The following is a 15,711-nucleotide window of genomic DNA, read 5'->3' on the forward strand; positions in this document are numbered from 1 at the left end:
CCCGGCGGCATTGCGCCACCGGGCATGCGCTTATTTGACGGTAAACAGCTTCTGGATCTCGCGCAGGCACCAGGATTTGGCCTCGCCCATACTGTCCCGACGCCACGCCATAATGATATCCACTTCGCTAGTGTACTCCGGACTGACCACGCGCAGGCGCCCTTCAGCAATATCTTTTTCCACAAACGGATAAGGCATAGTGGCGACGCCCAGCCCGGCCAACAGCGCCTGGCGTTTATCTTCCAGCGTACTGACGGTGAGACGCGGCTGCTTATCCAGCAGCTGCACGGTCAGTACCGGACGTTCGCGGGCGGTATCGGCCACCGCCACACCACGGTACTTTACGCGGGTAACTTCTGAGAGCGGCTCAGGCTCGTCATGAATCGGATGATCCGGGGCAGCAACATAGACATTCATTACGCTATAGAGCTTACGGGAGTTGATCTCAGACGAGGATCGGAAGTGCATGTCCGGCGCAATGACAATATCCGCCCTGCCTGTTTCAAGACGCTCCCACGCCCCTGCCAGCACCTCGGTGATAATCGACAGCTGCGTATTGGCTTTATCCGCCAGTCTTTCTACCAGCGGGAAGAGCACGTGCGTCGGGACGAGTGCTTCTGTTACCAGAGTGAGATGAGTCTCCCAGCCGCGAGCCAGAGCCTCTGCATCGGTAGTGAGTTTATCAGCCGCCTCCAGCAGTACACGCCCGCGCTCAAGCAACATGCGGCCAACATTGGTGAATTTTGTTCGATGACCGGAGCGGTCAAATAACACCACATCCAGCTCTTCTTCCAGCTTCTGCATGGTGTAACTCAGGGCTGACGGCACGCGCCCCAGCTCGTCTGCAGCCGCAGCAAAGCTGCCACGTCTGTCAATCGCGTCCATGACGCGCAGCGCTTCAAGCGTCAGTGCTCTCTCTTTAGCCATAACGTTATCATTCAGGAAATTTGAACATAGTGGGCAGAATATCTGGCTAACAATGCAGCGTCCATACCTTTACCATTGTTTTAGTGTAAAGAGAGGTCAAGCATTATGATTACTACAAGAACTGCAAAGCAGTGTGGACAAGCCGACTTCGGTTGGTTGCAGGCCCGCTATACCTTTTCCTTTGGACACTACTTTGACCCGAAACTGTTGGGCTACGCCTCACTGCGCGTGCTGAATCAGGAAGTGCTTGCACCAGGCGCCTCCTTCCAGCCGCGTACCTATCCTAAAGTGGATATCCTTAATGTGATTCTGGAAGGCGAAGCCGAGTACCGCGACAGCGAAGGCAATCATGTCCAGGCGAAGGCCGGTGAAGCGCTGTTGATTGCCACCCAACCAGGCACAAGTTATAGCGAGCATAATCTCAGCAAAGACAAAACGCTGACCCGCCTGCAGCTGTGGCTGGACGCATGCCCGGAGCGTGAAAATGCACCGGTTCAGAAGATGGTATTGCAGGACGGTAAGCAGCAGCTGCTCGCTTCGCCGGACGGCAGCCAGGGTAGCCTGCAACTGCGCCAGCAGATTTGGCTGCATCATATTGAGCTGAAGAAAGGCGAGGAGCTTAGCTTCCAGCTGCATGGCCCGCGCGCCTATCTGCAGTCGATTCACGGCACGGTACATGCCGTCACGCATGCGCAAGGGAAAGAAGCGCTGACCTGTGGTGACGGGGCGTTTATTCGTGATGAAGCGAATATTACCCTGGTCGCGGATACACCGCTGCGCGCATTGCTGATTGATTTGCCTGTGTGACGATAATACCTGCTGACCCTCTCAGAAAGAGAGGGTCAGGGGAAAGGCGTTACACTTTGCTCATCATAATCTCAATGATCTGCTTATCCGTGGCCTGCATTGAGCGGCATGCCAGTGCGCACAGATTTGCGATCGACTGTTCCACATCCTGCGCAACTATCCCTTCATTGCCCGTCACGGCAGACTCCTCCAGTGCCATCATCACCGCTTTCCAGGCGCTGGATACGCTGGTAGAGACCTTCATGGCGCAGCTGTTCGCCGCCCCGTCACAGATAATGCCACTGACATCCCCGATCATACTGCCGATCGCCATCGCCATCGTCTGGTAGTTGCCGCCCATTAGCCAGGCCATGCCTGCTGCTGCTCCCATTGCTGCCGTCGTGGCGGCACACAGTGCCGACAATCGCGGAAGCTGGTTATGGATGTAGATGGCCACCAGATGAGACAGCATTAATGCCCGTGCCAGCATGTTCTCGTCGGCCTGAACATATTCAGCAACGACCACGACCGGCATAGTGGCAGCGATCCCCTGGTTGCCAGAGCCTGAGTTACTCATCGCCGGCAGTGTCGCTCCGCCCATGCGTGCGTCCGAGGCGGCGCTGGTGCGAATAACAATCTCCGACGCAAGATCCTGCGCCATCCAGCCACGCTCGCGCTGTTTTTGCAGCGTAGCGCCGATATGGAGACCCCATTTCCCGCTCAGCCCCTCGCGGGAAAGCGCATCGTTGAGCCGGGCGGCCTCCAGAATGAAGCGGATATCGGCAAAGGGAACGTGCCCGGCAAATTCAAAGATCTGCGACAGCGTAGCCGTGGAAAGTACAGTCAGGGGATCATCGTCGTGGTGCTCTACCTTCTCATTGCGATGAAAACATGTTTTTCCACCGCAGGTAATCTCGATCACACGCGTATGTTCACCGGCAATGGTCACCGAGGCTGACTCATCCTCTGCATAGACGCAGGCGCGGGAATAGAGGATCTCATCGCACGGCACCTGCAAGTTTATCTGCACTTTACCGGCATCCAGCAACGCTTTAGCCCTGGTGAGCGCCTCGGCTGAGGCCTCTTTGAGCACTTCCAGCCCGCCCTGCGGATTGCCCCCCAGCGCCCCCAGCGCCGCGGCAACAGGCAGCCCGACCATCCCGGTTCCTGGTACTGTTACCCCCAGCCCGTTTTTCATCAGATTTGGCGATACCCACGCTTCAATGTGCGTTACCGGCTTCGTGAGTTGCCCGGCGGCAATCGCACAGGCCAGCGCCAGAGAGATGGGTTCGGTACAGCCAAGGGCAGGTTTTACTTCCGCCCGGACAGCGCGAATAAAAGGGTTCCATAAAGGATTCGTGAACTCAGACATCTTAACCACCTAAATGATCCTCAGGAGAAGGCGAGGAAAGGAGAAACGCAAAGCAGCACGCCGGTGATAATAATGATCATCAGCGATACGCCTTTGTATTTATGCAGTGCGGGGACTTTATAGACCAGCCAGGCAGGAATTAAGCACCCCACCATGCCAAAGATAGGACTGCAAATAGAGGTGAAGCTCAGTACCGGCGCATTTAAGACAATGGCGCTCCAGGCCAGTAAAATGGCGAAAAGCATGATGCCGCGCTGTACCAGGGATTCATTGATTTTTTCTGCCGGCATCCTGCGGCGCAGAATATTCATCACGATGCCCTGTGTGGCTTCGCGAAAGCCGAGATACACACCGAAGAACGCGGTCATAACCGCAAAAATATTGAGGATGACGCTGACAATTTTGACCCAGCCCGCCCCTTCGCCGCTAATAAATTGTGCCGCAATCGCCAGTGCGGAAATATTCTGCTCGTACGCTTTTACCGCATCGTCATGCCCCATCGCCAGCGTGAACGAGACCGCGTAAAAGAAGACCGTGACAAACAGAATGCCGAAGGCGATATTCATCGCCCGCAGCGCTTTATAGCGCGCGACTTCTACCGACTTTTCTCGCGAGCGATAAGAGATCACCATCGGGCTTAACGTCTGAATAAAAAGAATCGAAGTGAGCGTAAAAGGCAGCGTGATAATGGCGTTTTTAATCAGCAGTCCGACGGGCGGCAGCATACCCACGTTGGCTAAGTGCCAGAGCCCAATCATCGACAGCCCCAGCGCCGCGACGACAAACAGCTTTGTAAGCACCATCAGGCTTGAAACCTTAAATAAGAGCTTTTCACCGCGCGATGAGATCGCCACCAAAATACAGATCAGCAGCAAGCCGTAGAAGGGATTTTCCGAAAGCAGGCCGTCGGTAATGCCAAAGGTGTGTAAATAAGAGGCGCTGTCATTGGTGATCGCGGTGGAGTAGACAAACATCCAGATCACCAGCATCACGAAATAGAGCGCGCCCAATAAAATCCCCCAGTTCTTGCCCAGGTAGCCGCTAATAACGCTCGGGTAATCTTTGCATTCTGGTGATTCCGCCAGCGTATTAATAAAGAGGCGCTGGAAGAGATACATCGCCGGATAACCGATTATTGAGGAGAGCAGGAATACCCACAGGCCCATTAATCCCACCTGGACCGGGAGAAAAACAATTCCCGCACCTATCGCCATGCCGATACTCATAATGATCCAACCGGTATCGGTACTGTCGAATTTAATGGCTTCTTGCCATTCACTTTCACGCATTCCCGCTCGCATTGCCGCAGGGGAATCCGTGACCATCACGCTGCTATTTTTCGCCGTATCCATAAGGCTCTCGCTTATTGTGTAGGGTATAGAGTTCTCATTTTTGGGTCTGTGCTCATCAGCGATAATGAGCCAGAGATGTGCAGGCGCGAATTATTGGAATGGGGAAAATCATACCCGCAGGTGAAGAGAAAAAAGTCACAATATTAATAAGGCTTTTCGAAAATTAGAGCAAAAATTGCTCCTGATTGTGTGCCTAAAGGAATGATTTCCTTAGTATTAGCGTTGCACGTTAAAAAACATGCCAAAGCAAAAAACCCCGCCGAGGCGGGGTTTTCTTTAAGAAGTTGAAGCTGACCGATAAGTCAGGAGATTTCAACCATACGTCAGGCATCTGTGGCGTTTGTGTTGTCTTGTATCACAGACTGTATCCCACTTTGTATCACAACGATAGTCCTGAAATTTACTCGCTATCAGCCGTGTCGAAGCTTTTGCTGTACGGGCAATGTTTCGACTTCGTGATATAGGTAAACGTGTAAATGCTATTGCTATAAACACAGAGAGTCCGACCATTTTCCATCGTCGATTGATCTGGGTTACTCATCGTTATTCGACCCGCGCTGGCGTTAAACGGCAACAACAAACTGCAAAACATCAATACAGAACCTTTCATCCTTAACCCCTCAATGTTCGTTTTTCACCAATCACGACTACTTAGCAATCTTCAATCTCCTTAGACGATTATAGTTACCATGTTGATCAATTTTACCGATCGATTTTATAATATCAATCGACTAAAGTAATTTAAGCACATCTATGTGTTTGCCTATGGTGCACAAACTTTACTCAACTAATGAGGCTATTATGAAAAAGATTGTTGCGGTATTTCTGGGGGTTAGCATGTCCAATTGCGTGCTGGCGGGTGATGGATCGCCTGAACTGAAATCAGAAAGCCAGGCTGTTATTCGTAATGCTGGTTATCAATGTGACAAAGTGAATGGTGTCTTCCCTGCTGCTTTTGGTGGCTCAGTCACTGTGTTCTGCGATGATGTCTACCAGTATGTAATTAAGGACAAAGGCGGGCGGTATACCGTCGAAGTTAATGATTAAGGACTTGTATCATGGCAATGAGGCCTTGCAGAGAGTGTGGGCAGAAGGTTTCTTCAGAAGCGAAAGTGTGTCCAGGGTGTGGTGTTAAAAAACCATATCAGTCTCCCGTGAGAGGATTCATTTTTTTAGGTTTCATCGCAATCGCGATTTATAAAGGATGTAGTGGCGGTGGTAGTGAGAATACTGGGAACTCCTATTACTCGAATGATGTAGCTAGCAATGATGCCCCAACAAGCCAGCCATTTGTTGCGCCTGAAGCAGTAAAGGTAAAGAAAGCTGCGTCGGTGAACCTTATGCCAGCATCAACTACGCCATTCACTCAATCTCAAGTCTGTAAGGCAGCAATTGCAGGTATGTTCGGTAAGAGTGTGGGTAAAACTCAAGTAACCAAAACGAAAACGGCTGGAGTGTTTACTGTTTCATACATGCGCCCTTCAGATAACCAGCGTTTTTCATTCGACTGTAAATTATCTGATGACAACGTGATTTGGAAAGAGTCAGGTCAAAGTTCTAACCGTTGGCAGGGCGCTGGTAATGTTGAATTTAATGTGGTTTTTATGGTTCGAGATGACGAACTCACAGTGAAAGAGTTACACGCGGACTCTGACGACGTAAGGTACAAATTCAGGATGAAAGATTTCCGATAACGAATTTCAGGGGCTGCATCCAGCGGCCTCCTGTCGTAACTTCATATTGAAAACAAAACAAGATGTAAGATAAGCTAAATGGCTCCATATTTATTGACTTAGTTACTCATTCTCTTGACCAAACGCCCTTCTAAAACACTTATAACCAGCTGATAATATTAAAGTTTAATCGAAATAATCTGAAGATGTTATTCTGCTGACCCAATCAAACATGACCTGCATATGGTTGCCATTAGGTCTAATCATTCCGACCTGACAAGCATTAACGCCTGTCGTCTCCCCTATCAGAATGCGCCCATCTAGCATATGTACTTTTATACCCACCCCTTGTTTGAAACACTTATTGCAGATAGAGAAAAAGTCTTTCCTTGTTGGTTCACATGGCTGAACATTAAAAACATCAGCAGCAATAAGTCTTGCGGTTAAATTTTCGCCAATCGACAATTCTTCAAGTGATGCGAGAAACTCAAGTTTGACTTCAACTCGATTGCATCCCTTGGCCTCATCAGATGCCAAAATTACATTTTCTTTCTGGTTAAACTTTGAAATATAACCAACTATTGATTGCCCATTGCTGCTTACCAGCTTCACCGGATAATCATTAAAGCGTAGAAATTGTATCCTGCGAGCAAGCATAGAATATTCTCGGGGCCAGTTTTCCGCTTCTCGACCATATGAGATATCATTCATAACAGCTGTACCTGATAACCGACTTTAGCATATTAAATAAAAAAGCCCCGCAATCACGGGGCTTAGCCCTATAAACTATATTAACGCAGCAGGGACAGCACGTTCTGAGTAGTCTGGTTAGCCTGCGCCAGAACAGAAGTACCCGCTTGTTGCAGGATCTGTGCACGAGACATGTTAGACACTTCTGTAGCATAGTCAGAATCTTCGATACGGCTACGTGCAGAAGACAAGTTGTTTACAGTATTGCCAAGGTTTGTAACAGCCGATTCAAAACGGTTTTGAATTGCACCCAGTGAACTACGTTGCTGGTCAATCTGAGATAAAGCTTTATCAATAGCGTCCAAAGGGTTTTTAGTTGCAGTAACAACTGCTTTGAGATCAGTCGCAGATAATGTAGATGTATCCAACTTGAAAGCAGCAGTACCCGCAGCTGTTGTAGTATCCGCATCACCGGCTTTCAAAGCCACATAGAAAGAGGTATCCGCTGTTTTCGTAACATCTAACCCTTGACCCTTTAATTTTGCAAGTTCAGTATCATCGGCTGCTTTGATGTTAACTTTTGCGTAAAGATTACCACTGCTATCTTTTGTAATAGCAGTGCCATCAAATTTAACACTACCTGCAGCAACACCGAGTTGACTAGCGAAATCGCCAGCCGTTTTTTCTGCAAATGTGGCTGTTGTAACACCTGCATCTTTTCCGAATGCTTTAGTGAAATCATCACCGGCAAGTGTTTTGGGTGCGAAAGGTGCGACATTAAAACCTTTCAAACCTAATTTCTCTGCTGTGACTTCTTTCAAATCAATTGTAATAGTTTCATTATCGTTTGCACCAACCTGGATTTTCAAACTCTGGGTTTCGCTGAGTACTTTTTTCCCGTTGAATTGAGTCTGATCAGAAACACGATCAATTTCAGCTAAACGCGCTGTAATTTCGTCCTGAATTGAAGACAAATCTGAACCAGAGTTGGTATCATTTCCAGCCTGAACAGTCAGCTCACGTACACGCTGTAAGTTATTATTAATCTCATTAAGTGCACCTTCAGTAGTTTGTGCAATTGAGATACCATCGTTGGCGTTACGAGAAGCCTGAGTCAGGCCTCTGATATTTGAGCTGAAACGGTTAGCAATCGCCTGGCCAGCAGCATCATCTTTAGCGCTGTTGATACGCAGACCAGAAGACAGACGCTCAATAGCAGAGCTCAGGGATGACTGAGATTTGTTCAGATTATTTTGGGTCAACAGCGACAGGCTGTTAGTATTGATAACTTGTGCCATAACATTTTCCTTTTGGTTTATTACGCTGGACTTGTGTGCGTTACTCAAGTTATCGACAGCTCGTAGTTAAACTTTATCTTTTTTTTATGTAATACAACCTTATGTTTTCCTTTTGTTTTTAAACTTATCACGCGATAGCAGATACTTACTTGCCTCAATAATGTTGATTTTTCAGCATACATTGCCATGATCTGCCCCCCCATAATTTCATCACCGTATTGTCAGGTCTGCCAGACAGGTTCTCTCCGCACGTAAAGGTAACTCCTGATGTTTCCCAAATATCATACGGGTGTCATCGGTGGCGGTGATCAGAGTGGTATCAACAATCGAACGTTTTACGATACCAACAAACACCATATGAAACTGGTATCAACAAAATACCCTATTGACATAAAGATACCAATAATAAATTATGATACCGTATATTGATACCACCTGAAGGAATGTTATGAGCCGAACTTTTGCATATTGTCGTGTGTCCACCAGCGAGCAGACCACAGAAAACCAAATCATGGCGATTCGTCAGGCTGGCTATGATGTGCTCGATAATCGTGTTGTCTCGGAGGTTGTGTCCGGTGGTGTACAGGCAATGCAGCGTAAAGCCTTTGCCGATATGATCAATCATAAGCTGGAGACTGGTGATAGGTTGGTCGTCCTCAAGCTTGATCGCTTAGGCCGTGACAACATCGATGTACAGCAAACTATCACAATGTTGATGGATGAAGGTATCGATGTTGTATCGTTAGACCTACCAACACATAACCTTGCCAGCGCCGAAGGAAAGTTGATGCTTCAAATGTTTTCAGCTTTTGCGGAGTTCGAAAAATCTCGTATCGTGGAACGCACCAAAGAGGGGCTAGAGCGTGCGAAGAAGGAAGGTAAGAAGTTAGGTCGCCCGGTTGCTACAGAGACGCGTAAGCGCGTACAGGAAGCTAGAGCAAGCGGATTGAGCCAAGCTAAGGCTGTTACCGCTTTAGGATTGAGTCTGCCGACAATCAAACGACATTGGAACATTTTAAGTTAGAATTGTTGATGACCCTTCTTAGCATGGATGGGCCTTGAGCAAATCTTAGCATTCAGCATTCGCAACTGTTTCAGCATAACCTGTTATTTTGGCGGATAAAATGAAAAGGTCTTTAGCCGAAATTTGATATTTCTCTGAAATGCGGAATATGTCTTCTACTTTCTCTTCGTCACCAGTACCTGGATCGGGATACCTTCCTGCCCAGTAAACAAAATGGGTTAACCCACGAAGGATCGCGATATCTTTCTTGGTGAGATCTGGTATAAATTTAGCTAAATCATGTAACCTATGATGTTTATTTTTACGCTCCGTTTCTTGGTAACTCTCAATGCCATGCTTCATTATTATCATTGCTTTTAGTGAGACTTCAAGGCTATAACCAACAAGCATTAGTCCCACAGCGCAGTATTGACTATCACAAACGCCACGCATTAAAACTGGCATGTTTTCAAAAGATGGTTCATTACGGAAAACGGCAATAGCGGCTTCAGTTAAAGCCTGTGTCTGAGTCAGCCAAAGTACAGGGTTCTTTAGATCGCCATTATTTGTAGGTTTAGTTACACCAACAGAAGAACCTGAATATGAGCTTGCCATCCCAAATTTAATATTAGCCAATGCGCCATATCCGAAGGGATCTTTGCCAAAACCACTTCTGTCGATTTTAAAACAATCTGGTATGTTCATGACGTTAAGCATCCTAATGAAAATAAAGCCGATATTACATCAGATTGTGATAAAACGTCCATTAAGGCCGTGATCCCACGTGCAAGTTTTTATTATACTTTTTTATAATATTTTTCTTTTAATTATGATTAGATTCGAGAAAACAAAAAAGGGCTACGCCGATGAAAGCGGTAGCCCTGTGGTTATTTATTAAGCAAAATTGAGAATGACGCTCGACAATTTAAATCTATACTGAGATGATGGATTAAGAACCCTGCTAAACGCACGGTATCATTCCCTAAGAGGTTTTAAGAGGGTAAGCAATGCGATGGTACTACATAAGATGCAAAATTGAATGTCGGGCTTCCTATAAAGGATTTTAATGAAGTATTCTAGCCGTCTTAAATTTTACCCTCGAAGCTGAGAATGTTTGCTGCCCTTTACCATTAGAATACTTCCCGCGATTCTTGGCAAGATATGAGATTCTTTCTACCATATCCACCAACGAGTCATGGTCACCTCTTTTGATTCTGTATCGACCATCAGGAAGATGAACACGGGAAACGCCACTCGTGAGTTCTGACCAGATTCGACTGATACGCCCAATCATTCCCTTATCGCCAAATCCCGCTGTTCTGACTTGAAAGTATGGCAGAGCAATCCAGCAGTGGTAATGAACTTGCTTAGACTTTTCTTTTTCCCTAACCCAACCATATCCGAATTTTTTAATTGGTTGGTTATTCCAAGCCTTTGCTGTGAATTCACCACGCAGACGGGTAAACAGATCGCTAATCAATCTGTTGCTTTCAGCAACGGGCATTCCTTCAGGTACAGATAAATCAAAGCGGAATCCGTACAGTTCGTCATAATGCGTGAGCATAGCTTGTAGCTGATCGATGAATCGATCGATAATTTCTTTTCGTATTGGGTGGCTTAGCTTGCTTAACGGGTCATGGTTAAGCGCATAGGTCAGACCATCGTGAAGATAGGTTGAGGAATGGACCAGAGTGTAATGACCGTTATCACGGTGAGATGTCAGTAAATTGATGGATTGGGGTAAAGATAAAACAGATTGCTGCATACGCCTCCTTCTAGAGTGTCAGATAGGTGTAGATCCTTGTATAGGTATTAATAAAAACCAGTAGGAAAAAGAAACGCAAAAAGCCCAGTAGACCCGCACCATTTCTGATGTTTGAATACAGGCATTATAAAATTTTTTACTCAGAAAAGTTTCTGCTTTGCAACAGAAACTTCTACTAGATTACCACTGGATTTTATGTTTCGCAAGGGCCTGGCTGGCGCTAGTATATTCCTGATTGCAGCAGAGGCAAAAATTAGGGTGGTTAGCTGAGACCAAGAACCAGCGGGATACGCCTGAGCGGTCGATGATGTAGTCAGCCAAACCAGCCTTAGACAGTACAGACAAATTGCGGTGTGTAGTTGAAAGCGGGACGTTCAGAAGTTTTGAAAGTTCGAGAGCCGTGCTTGGAATAACGGTTCGGGTTAGATGGTACAAAACATTAATGCGGGAAGTTGTCAGCGTTAATCTGGCTGACTTCAGGATCATTACCATGCGTTTACGTTCATCCAGGGATGGGGGGTTAAACGCAGGCAAATTGAATTCAAGGTACAATATTGCTTCTCTTCAACTCTGTTGCATTAGAAGTATATTTTACCACAAAACGCCACAAATGAGAATCATTCCCATTAAATCCAATCAATACTATCTATCACCGAAATCAAGTCGGAAATCCTCATTCTGCCCGTATAAGTCTGAGTTTCCTTATGACCTGAATGTTCATGCCCAACGGTTTGCTGAACAAGAGTAAGGGCATTATTTTTTGATAAGGCTTCAGTAATAAAGGTATGCCGAAAGCTATGTACAATGCGCCTTTCTTTGAAATCATTAAGATAATTAATTTCCAAGTTGTCTCTTATCGCGTGGAAGATCCGTGTTACCTGATTGCTATACGAAATTTCAGGGAATAGCTTGTCGCTACGATGTTTGCCCTCTAGGTAATTCAAAAATCCCATATCGATTAGGCGAAGCGAAATAGGAACCTGCCGAATACCAGCCTCCGTTTTGCTGTCCTCAATCATAATGTAGTATCGCTGGCTATCATCGTCTAAGCGAACATCCGATACCTTCAGGTTAGCGATTTCACTTCTACGAGCGCCAGTATATGCCAGCAGCAGGAACCCCCATTTTTTCCAGCCGTCCAACGTTTCGAAATGTGTAACCAACTTTCGCATTTCAGTTTGGCTGTATACGCCGTAACCTTTACTCTTTGATTCATACTTAACATTATTTGTCGGCGATGATTCAAGAACATCAAGTTCACCAGTCAAGTACGTGGAGAACAATCCTTGACAGAGTTTCAGGTAATCTTTGACGGTTTTTGAGGATACCAGATCATCTTCTGGTACTTCATCCAAGTCCAAACACTGCTGGGCACCCATCCTGTTGTATGGTTTCTTGTTTTGTCGAGGAAGGCCTTCGACAACTTCAAGCAAATTTTTAATATCACGACGGGTAATGCTCGTAACTAGTGTTTCAGCCCCCAGAACAGCCTCAATTACTTCGAAATATTTTTCATTGCCTTGCCGAATCTTAGGTTTCCAGTCTGACTTGAACTCAAGAAATCCCTTCCATGCCTGAGATAGTGTCAGTTCGGAGGCCAATGGTTTTTCAGATTTATCGACCACAGCGGGAGCGTAGTCATTCTCTGGTCGCAAAGAGCTAAGGATCTGCCGATATTCAGAATGTCGGGAATCAAGAAAGGCTACATGTGCATCACAATAATGTTTCCACATGAGGTCATATTCCGAGGCTATATAATCGATCTCCTCCGCCATGCCTGTAATGTCATACTGCCTGCTAAGACGTTCAATAACAGAGTCTTCCGACAAAGCTGGACCATCAGTTGTGAAAGTATCACCAAGCACCTCCCCTAAGAGGGTGACGTTACTTTTTTCATAAGTTAATGAAGTCGAGCTTCGTAGTCTCTTACGTACAGTTGTTGGAATTTTTTTTGCGGCGGAATAAAAAGCCACCTGAATACTGAGCAAATAATCATCAATGTCTTTTTGTTCTAATTTCTTCATTTTATGCACTATGTCCAATAGTTGGGCTGGCTCCATCTTGGACGATTTTACAAGAGAAATGAACATAGTGAGCCGGGAAGATATAAACCTTGCCCTACTGGCTGAATCGCAACCCAGAGACATGCGAAAAAAACCGCCTGAAGGTAGTCGGAAATGAAGGAAGTAACGGTTGCCACGCTTTAGGATATTCGGGATGGAACAGCCGTTGGTGTGCCTCGTTTGTATCACAGTCTGTGTCACATTTTCACCTAGAAAGGGCTGAGACACACCAACGTATTGTTTTAGAAGAAGTTGAAGCTGACCGATAAGCCGGGTTCTGTCGTTGGACAGTCATTCATCTAGGCCAGCAATCGCTCACTGGCTCAAGCAGCCTACCCGGGTTCAGTACGGGCCGTACCATGTGAACCCCTATTTGGCCTTGCTCCGGGTGGAGTTTACCGTGCCACGGACTGTTACCAGCCGCGCGGTGCGCTCTTACCGCACCCTTTCACCCTTACCTGATCCCACTTGCGCGGGCCATCGGCGGTTTGCTCTCTGTTGCACTGGTCGTGGGTTTCCCCCCCAGGCGTTACCTGGCACCCTGCCCTATGGAGCCCGGACTTTCCTCCCCTCCGCCCGTCTCCCCCGAAAGGGACGACGACGAAGCGGCGACTGTCTGGTCAGCTTCGGCGCGAAGTATAGAGGGTTTGCGCCCCGCTGTCACCCTCGCGTGTGCATCCCCACCCTTAAGGTGGCGGCAACATTGCGCGAAGCGCGATAAATATTATCCGATGCGTTACGGAAGGCCTCTTCCAGCGTCCCAATACTGTTCAGCACGCTGAATACGGCATCGATACCATACTGATGCACCACCGCGACGTCGCGGGTCAGACTGCCGGCGATACCAATCACCGGTTTATGATATTTTTTGGCCACGCTTGCCACGCCCACCGGCACTTTGCCGTGAATACTCTGGCTGTCGAGGCGCCCTTCCCCAGTGACTACCAGCGTACAATCGTGGATATGTTCTTCCAGATGCAGAGCCTGGGTGACAATTTCGATGCCGCTACGCAGTTCCGCACCAAGGAAGGCGGTCAGCGCCGCGCCCATACCGCCTGCCGCGCCGGCACCCGGCATATTTTTCACGTCGATACGCAGCGATGCTTTAATCACGTCGGCGAAGTGCTCAAGATTGGTATCCAGCTCGACAATCATCGCCTCCGTCGCCCCTTTCTGTGGGCCGAAAATCCTCGAGGCGCCCGTCTCCCCCACCAGCGGGTTGGTCACGTCACAGGCCACGCGGATAGCGCAATGCTTCAGGCGCGGGTCGAGGCCGCTGGTATCAATATGATTCAGCGCCACCAGGCTTCCGCCGCCATAACCAATGTCGGTGCCATTAGCATCCACCAGCCGGGCCCCCAGTGCCTGGACCATGCCCGCGCCGCCGTCGTTAGTGGCACTGCCACCGATGCCAATAATGATATTACGCGCCCCTTTATCCAGCGCAGCGAGGATCAGCTCCCCGGTACCGCGAGAGGTGGTTGTTAAGGGGTTACGTTGTGCCGGAGGCACCAGCGCCAGGCCGCTGGCCGCCGCCATCTCGATAAAAGCCGTGGTGCCATCGCCAGAGATACCCCAGCAGGCATTCACCGTTTCACCCAGTGGCCCGGTGACGGCAGCGTGCTGTAGCGCGCCGTTAGTGGCGGCGATCATCGCTTCAACCGTGCCTTCGCCGCCGTCGGCGACCGGAACAGTGACATATTCTGCGTCGGGGAAAATTTCCCGAAATCCTTTTTCTATTGCCTGCGCTACCTCGGTAGCGGAGAGACTTTCTTTGTAAGAGTCAGGGGCAATTACGATTTTCATAGTTATAGCCTGTTACCGCTCGAGGCAGAAATACCGGGCGCGTCCCCGCGCCCTTCTTCGTTAGCGCGTGATTTCCACTTTCGCCAGTTTTTCGTAATAGCATGCAATTGCGCTGTGATCCGCCGTGCCCAGTCCATCTGCACGCAGCGCCTGCATCATCTCCATAACCGCTGCGGTGAGCGGCAGCTGCGCCCCTACGCCATGAGAGGTATCCAGCGCGTTCGCCAGATCTTTGATATGCAGATCGATACGGAAGCCAGGCTTGAAGTTACGATCCATCACCATAGGTGCCTTCGCATCCAGCACGGTACTGCCCGCCAGGCCGCCACGAATTGCCTGATAGACCAGGTCCGGGTTAACTCCTGCTTTGGTTGCCAGGCTCAGCGCTTCGGACATCGCGGCGATGTTCAGCGCGACGATCACCTGGTTCGCCAGCTTGGTCACGTTACCGGCACCGATTTCGCCGGTATGAACCACGGAGCCCGCCATCGCTTTCATCAGGTCATAATATTTGTCGAAGATCGCTTTATCGCCGCCCACCATCACGGACAGGGTGCCGTCGATCGCTTTCGGTTCACCGCCGCTGACCGGCGCATCCAGCATATCTACGCCTTTCGCCTTCAGCGCTTCGCTGATTTCGCGGCTCGCCAGCGGGGCGATAGAACTCATATCAATGACCACCAGGCCCGGCTTCGCCCCTTCAATAATGCCGCCTTCACCCAGCGCCACCTCTTTTACGTGCGGGGAGTTTGGCAGCATCGTGATAATCACATCGCACTGCTCTGCAATGGCTTTCGCAGAGGCGGCTGTTTCTGCCCCGGCGGCAATCACATCCGCAATAGCGTCGGGATTACGGTCAGCAACCACCAGTGAGTAACCTGCTTTGATGAGGTTTTTACTCATTGGTTTACCCATGATACCCAGGCCAATAAAACCAACTTTCATCGTCATAATTGCGTCTCTCTCTTTCTCTCAG

General features: G+C 48.4%; 15 protein-coding genes and 1 other RNA gene. 4 read left to right on the forward strand and 12 right to left on the reverse strand.

Annotated elements, in window-relative coordinates; all coding sequences use genetic code 11:
* Nucleotides 1-30 precede the first annotated feature (30 nt).
* Complete coding sequence (locus JZ655_RS18060; RefSeq protein ID WP_207292449.1) at nucleotides 31-927, reverse strand: LysR family transcriptional regulator; 897 nt, start codon at nucleotides 925-927, stop codon at nucleotides 31-33.
* A gap of 105 nt (nucleotides 928-1,032) precedes the next feature.
* Here JZ655_RS18060 and JZ655_RS18065 point away from each other — a divergent pair, with 105 nt between their 5' ends.
* Complete coding sequence (locus JZ655_RS18065; RefSeq protein WP_207292450.1) at nucleotides 1,033-1,734, forward strand: pirin family protein; 702 nt, start codon at nucleotides 1,033-1,035, stop codon at nucleotides 1,732-1,734.
* A 49-nt stretch (nucleotides 1,735-1,783) separates the two neighbouring features.
* On the opposite strand, the gene JZ655_RS18070 is transcribed toward JZ655_RS18065, so the two are convergent.
* The 3 genes from JZ655_RS18070 to JZ655_RS21450 all read right to left on the reverse strand — a co-directional run bounded on the left by JZ655_RS18070 (nucleotide 1,784) and on the right by JZ655_RS21450 (nucleotide 5,047).
* The gene (locus tag JZ655_RS18070; protein ID WP_207292451.1) at nucleotides 1,784-3,085 is read right to left on the reverse strand and encodes an L-cysteine desulfidase family protein; all 1,302 of its coding nucleotides are present in this window, start codon (nucleotides 3,083-3,085) and stop codon (nucleotides 1,784-1,786) included.
* Between the two features lie 20 nt (nucleotides 3,086-3,105).
* Complete coding sequence (locus tag JZ655_RS18075) at nucleotides 3,106-4,437, reverse strand: SLC5/6 family protein (protein WP_207292452.1); 1,332 nt, start codon at nucleotides 4,435-4,437, stop codon at nucleotides 3,106-3,108.
* Between the two features lie 400 nt (nucleotides 4,438-4,837).
* Nucleotides 4,838-5,047, reverse strand: coding sequence for a hypothetical protein (locus JZ655_RS21450; protein ID WP_071681678.1), 210 nt, complete (start codon nucleotides 5,045-5,047; stop codon nucleotides 4,838-4,840).
* 191 nt (nucleotides 5,048-5,238) lie between these two features.
* Between JZ655_RS21450 and JZ655_RS18080 the strand changes: the two genes are divergently transcribed.
* Nucleotides 5,239-5,484 carry a hypothetical protein gene (locus JZ655_RS18080; protein WP_029139669.1) on the forward strand — a complete coding sequence of 82 codons (246 nt, stop codon included), beginning with the start codon at nucleotides 5,239-5,241 and terminating at the stop codon, nucleotides 5,482-5,484.
* Nucleotides 5,485-5,495: 11 nt separating this feature from the next.
* A complete protein-coding gene (locus JZ655_RS21455; protein ID WP_242637283.1) occupies nucleotides 5,496-6,131 on the forward strand; it encodes a hypothetical protein in 636 nt (211 codons plus the stop codon).
* 165 nt (nucleotides 6,132-6,296) lie between these two features.
* On the opposite strand, the gene JZ655_RS18090 is transcribed toward JZ655_RS21455, so the two are convergent.
* Complete coding sequence (locus JZ655_RS18090; RefSeq protein ID WP_207292453.1) at nucleotides 6,297-6,821, reverse strand: phase 1 flagellin transcriptional repressor; 525 nt, start codon at nucleotides 6,819-6,821, stop codon at nucleotides 6,297-6,299.
* 80 nt (nucleotides 6,822-6,901) lie between these two features.
* Nucleotides 6,902-8,098: a FliC/FljB family flagellin gene (locus JZ655_RS18095; protein WP_207292454.1), complete on the reverse strand. Its 1,197-nt coding sequence runs from the start codon at nucleotides 8,096-8,098 to the stop codon at nucleotides 6,902-6,904.
* A 448-nt stretch (nucleotides 8,099-8,546) separates the two neighbouring features.
* Between JZ655_RS18095 and JZ655_RS18100 the strand changes: the two genes are divergently transcribed.
* Nucleotides 8,547-9,122, forward strand: coding sequence for a recombinase family protein (locus tag JZ655_RS18100; RefSeq protein WP_023566401.1), 576 nt, complete (start codon nucleotides 8,547-8,549; stop codon nucleotides 9,120-9,122).
* Nucleotides 9,123-9,167: 45 nt separating this feature from the next.
* Here the strand turns inward: JZ655_RS18100 and JZ655_RS18105 are convergent, their stop codons facing one another.
* From JZ655_RS18105 to garR, 6 genes are all read right to left on the reverse strand, one after another.
* Complete coding sequence (locus JZ655_RS18105; protein WP_023566400.1) at nucleotides 9,168-9,806, reverse strand: HEPN domain-containing protein; 639 nt, start codon at nucleotides 9,804-9,806, stop codon at nucleotides 9,168-9,170.
* Between the two features lie 358 nt (nucleotides 9,807-10,164).
* Nucleotides 10,165-10,866, reverse strand: a complete 702-nt coding sequence (locus JZ655_RS18110; protein ID WP_023566399.1) for a YagK/YfjJ domain-containing protein — start codon at nucleotides 10,864-10,866, stop codon at nucleotides 10,165-10,167.
* Between the two features lie 626 nt (nucleotides 10,867-11,492).
* Complete coding sequence (locus JZ655_RS18115) at nucleotides 11,493-12,890, reverse strand: site-specific integrase (RefSeq protein ID WP_242637284.1); 1,398 nt, start codon at nucleotides 12,888-12,890, stop codon at nucleotides 11,493-11,495.
* Between the two features lie 289 nt (nucleotides 12,891-13,179).
* Nucleotides 13,180-13,557, reverse strand: an RNA gene (gene rnpB / locus JZ655_RS18120) — RNase P RNA component class A.
* A gap of 32 nt (nucleotides 13,558-13,589) precedes the next feature.
* A complete protein-coding gene (garK, locus tag JZ655_RS18125; protein ID WP_207292456.1) occupies nucleotides 13,590-14,735 on the reverse strand; it encodes a glycerate 2-kinase in 1,146 nt (381 codons plus the stop codon).
* Between the two features lie 60 nt (nucleotides 14,736-14,795).
* On the reverse strand, nucleotides 14,796-15,686 hold the full coding sequence (garR, locus tag JZ655_RS18130) for a 2-hydroxy-3-oxopropionate reductase (protein WP_046885798.1): 891 nt from the start codon (nucleotides 15,684-15,686) through the stop codon (nucleotides 14,796-14,798).
* Nucleotides 15,687-15,711: the final 25 nt, after the last annotated feature.

It is taken from the genome of Leclercia pneumoniae (assembly GCF_017348915.1).
Taxonomy (GTDB): Bacteria; Pseudomonadota; Gammaproteobacteria; order Enterobacterales; family Enterobacteriaceae; genus Enterobacter; species Enterobacter pneumoniae.

Excerpts from the sequence above, each read along its gene's own strand:
- JZ655_RS18065 (WP_207292450.1), top strand. The coding sequence starts at position 1,033 with ATGATTACTACAAGAACTGCAAAGCAGTGTGGACAAGCCGACTTCGGT.
- JZ655_RS18060 (WP_207292449.1), bottom strand. The coding sequence starts at position 927 with ATGGCTAAAGAGAGAGCACTGACGCTTGAAGCGCTGCGCGTCATGGAC.
- JZ655_RS21450 (WP_071681678.1), bottom strand. The coding sequence starts at position 5,047 with ATGAAAGGTTCTGTATTGATGTTTTGCAGTTTGTTGTTGCCGTTTAAC.
- JZ655_RS18095 (WP_207292454.1), bottom strand. The coding sequence starts at position 8,098 with ATGGCACAAGTTATCAATACTAACAGCCTGTCGCTGTTGACCCAAAAT.
- garK (WP_207292456.1), bottom strand. The coding sequence starts at position 14,735 with ATGAAAATCGTAATTGCCCCTGACTCTTACAAAGAAAGTCTCTCCGCT.
- JZ655_RS18100 (WP_023566401.1), top strand. The coding sequence starts at position 8,547 with ATGAGCCGAACTTTTGCATATTGTCGTGTGTCCACCAGCGAGCAGACC.
- JZ655_RS21455 (WP_242637283.1), top strand. The coding sequence starts at position 5,496 with ATGGCAATGAGGCCTTGCAGAGAGTGTGGGCAGAAGGTTTCTTCAGAA.
- garR (WP_046885798.1), bottom strand. The coding sequence starts at position 15,686 with ATGACGATGAAAGTTGGTTTTATTGGCCTGGGTATCATGGGTAAACCA.
- JZ655_RS18070 (WP_207292451.1), bottom strand. The coding sequence starts at position 3,085 with ATGTCTGAGTTCACGAATCCTTTATGGAACCCTTTTATTCGCGCTGTC.
- JZ655_RS18110 (WP_023566399.1), bottom strand. The coding sequence starts at position 10,866 with ATGCAGCAATCTGTTTTATCTTTACCCCAATCCATCAATTTACTGACA.
- JZ655_RS18080 (WP_029139669.1), top strand. The coding sequence starts at position 5,239 with ATGAAAAAGATTGTTGCGGTATTTCTGGGGGTTAGCATGTCCAATTGC.
- JZ655_RS18115 (WP_242637284.1), bottom strand. The coding sequence starts at position 12,890 with ATGAAGAAATTAGAACAAAAAGACATTGATGATTATTTGCTCAGTATT.
- JZ655_RS18075 (WP_207292452.1), bottom strand. The coding sequence starts at position 4,437 with ATGGATACGGCGAAAAATAGCAGCGTGATGGTCACGGATTCCCCTGCG.
- JZ655_RS18105 (WP_023566400.1), bottom strand. The coding sequence starts at position 9,806 with ATGAACATACCAGATTGTTTTAAAATCGACAGAAGTGGTTTTGGCAAA.
- JZ655_RS18090 (WP_207292453.1), bottom strand. The coding sequence starts at position 6,821 with ATGAATGATATCTCATATGGTCGAGAAGCGGAAAACTGGCCCCGAGAA.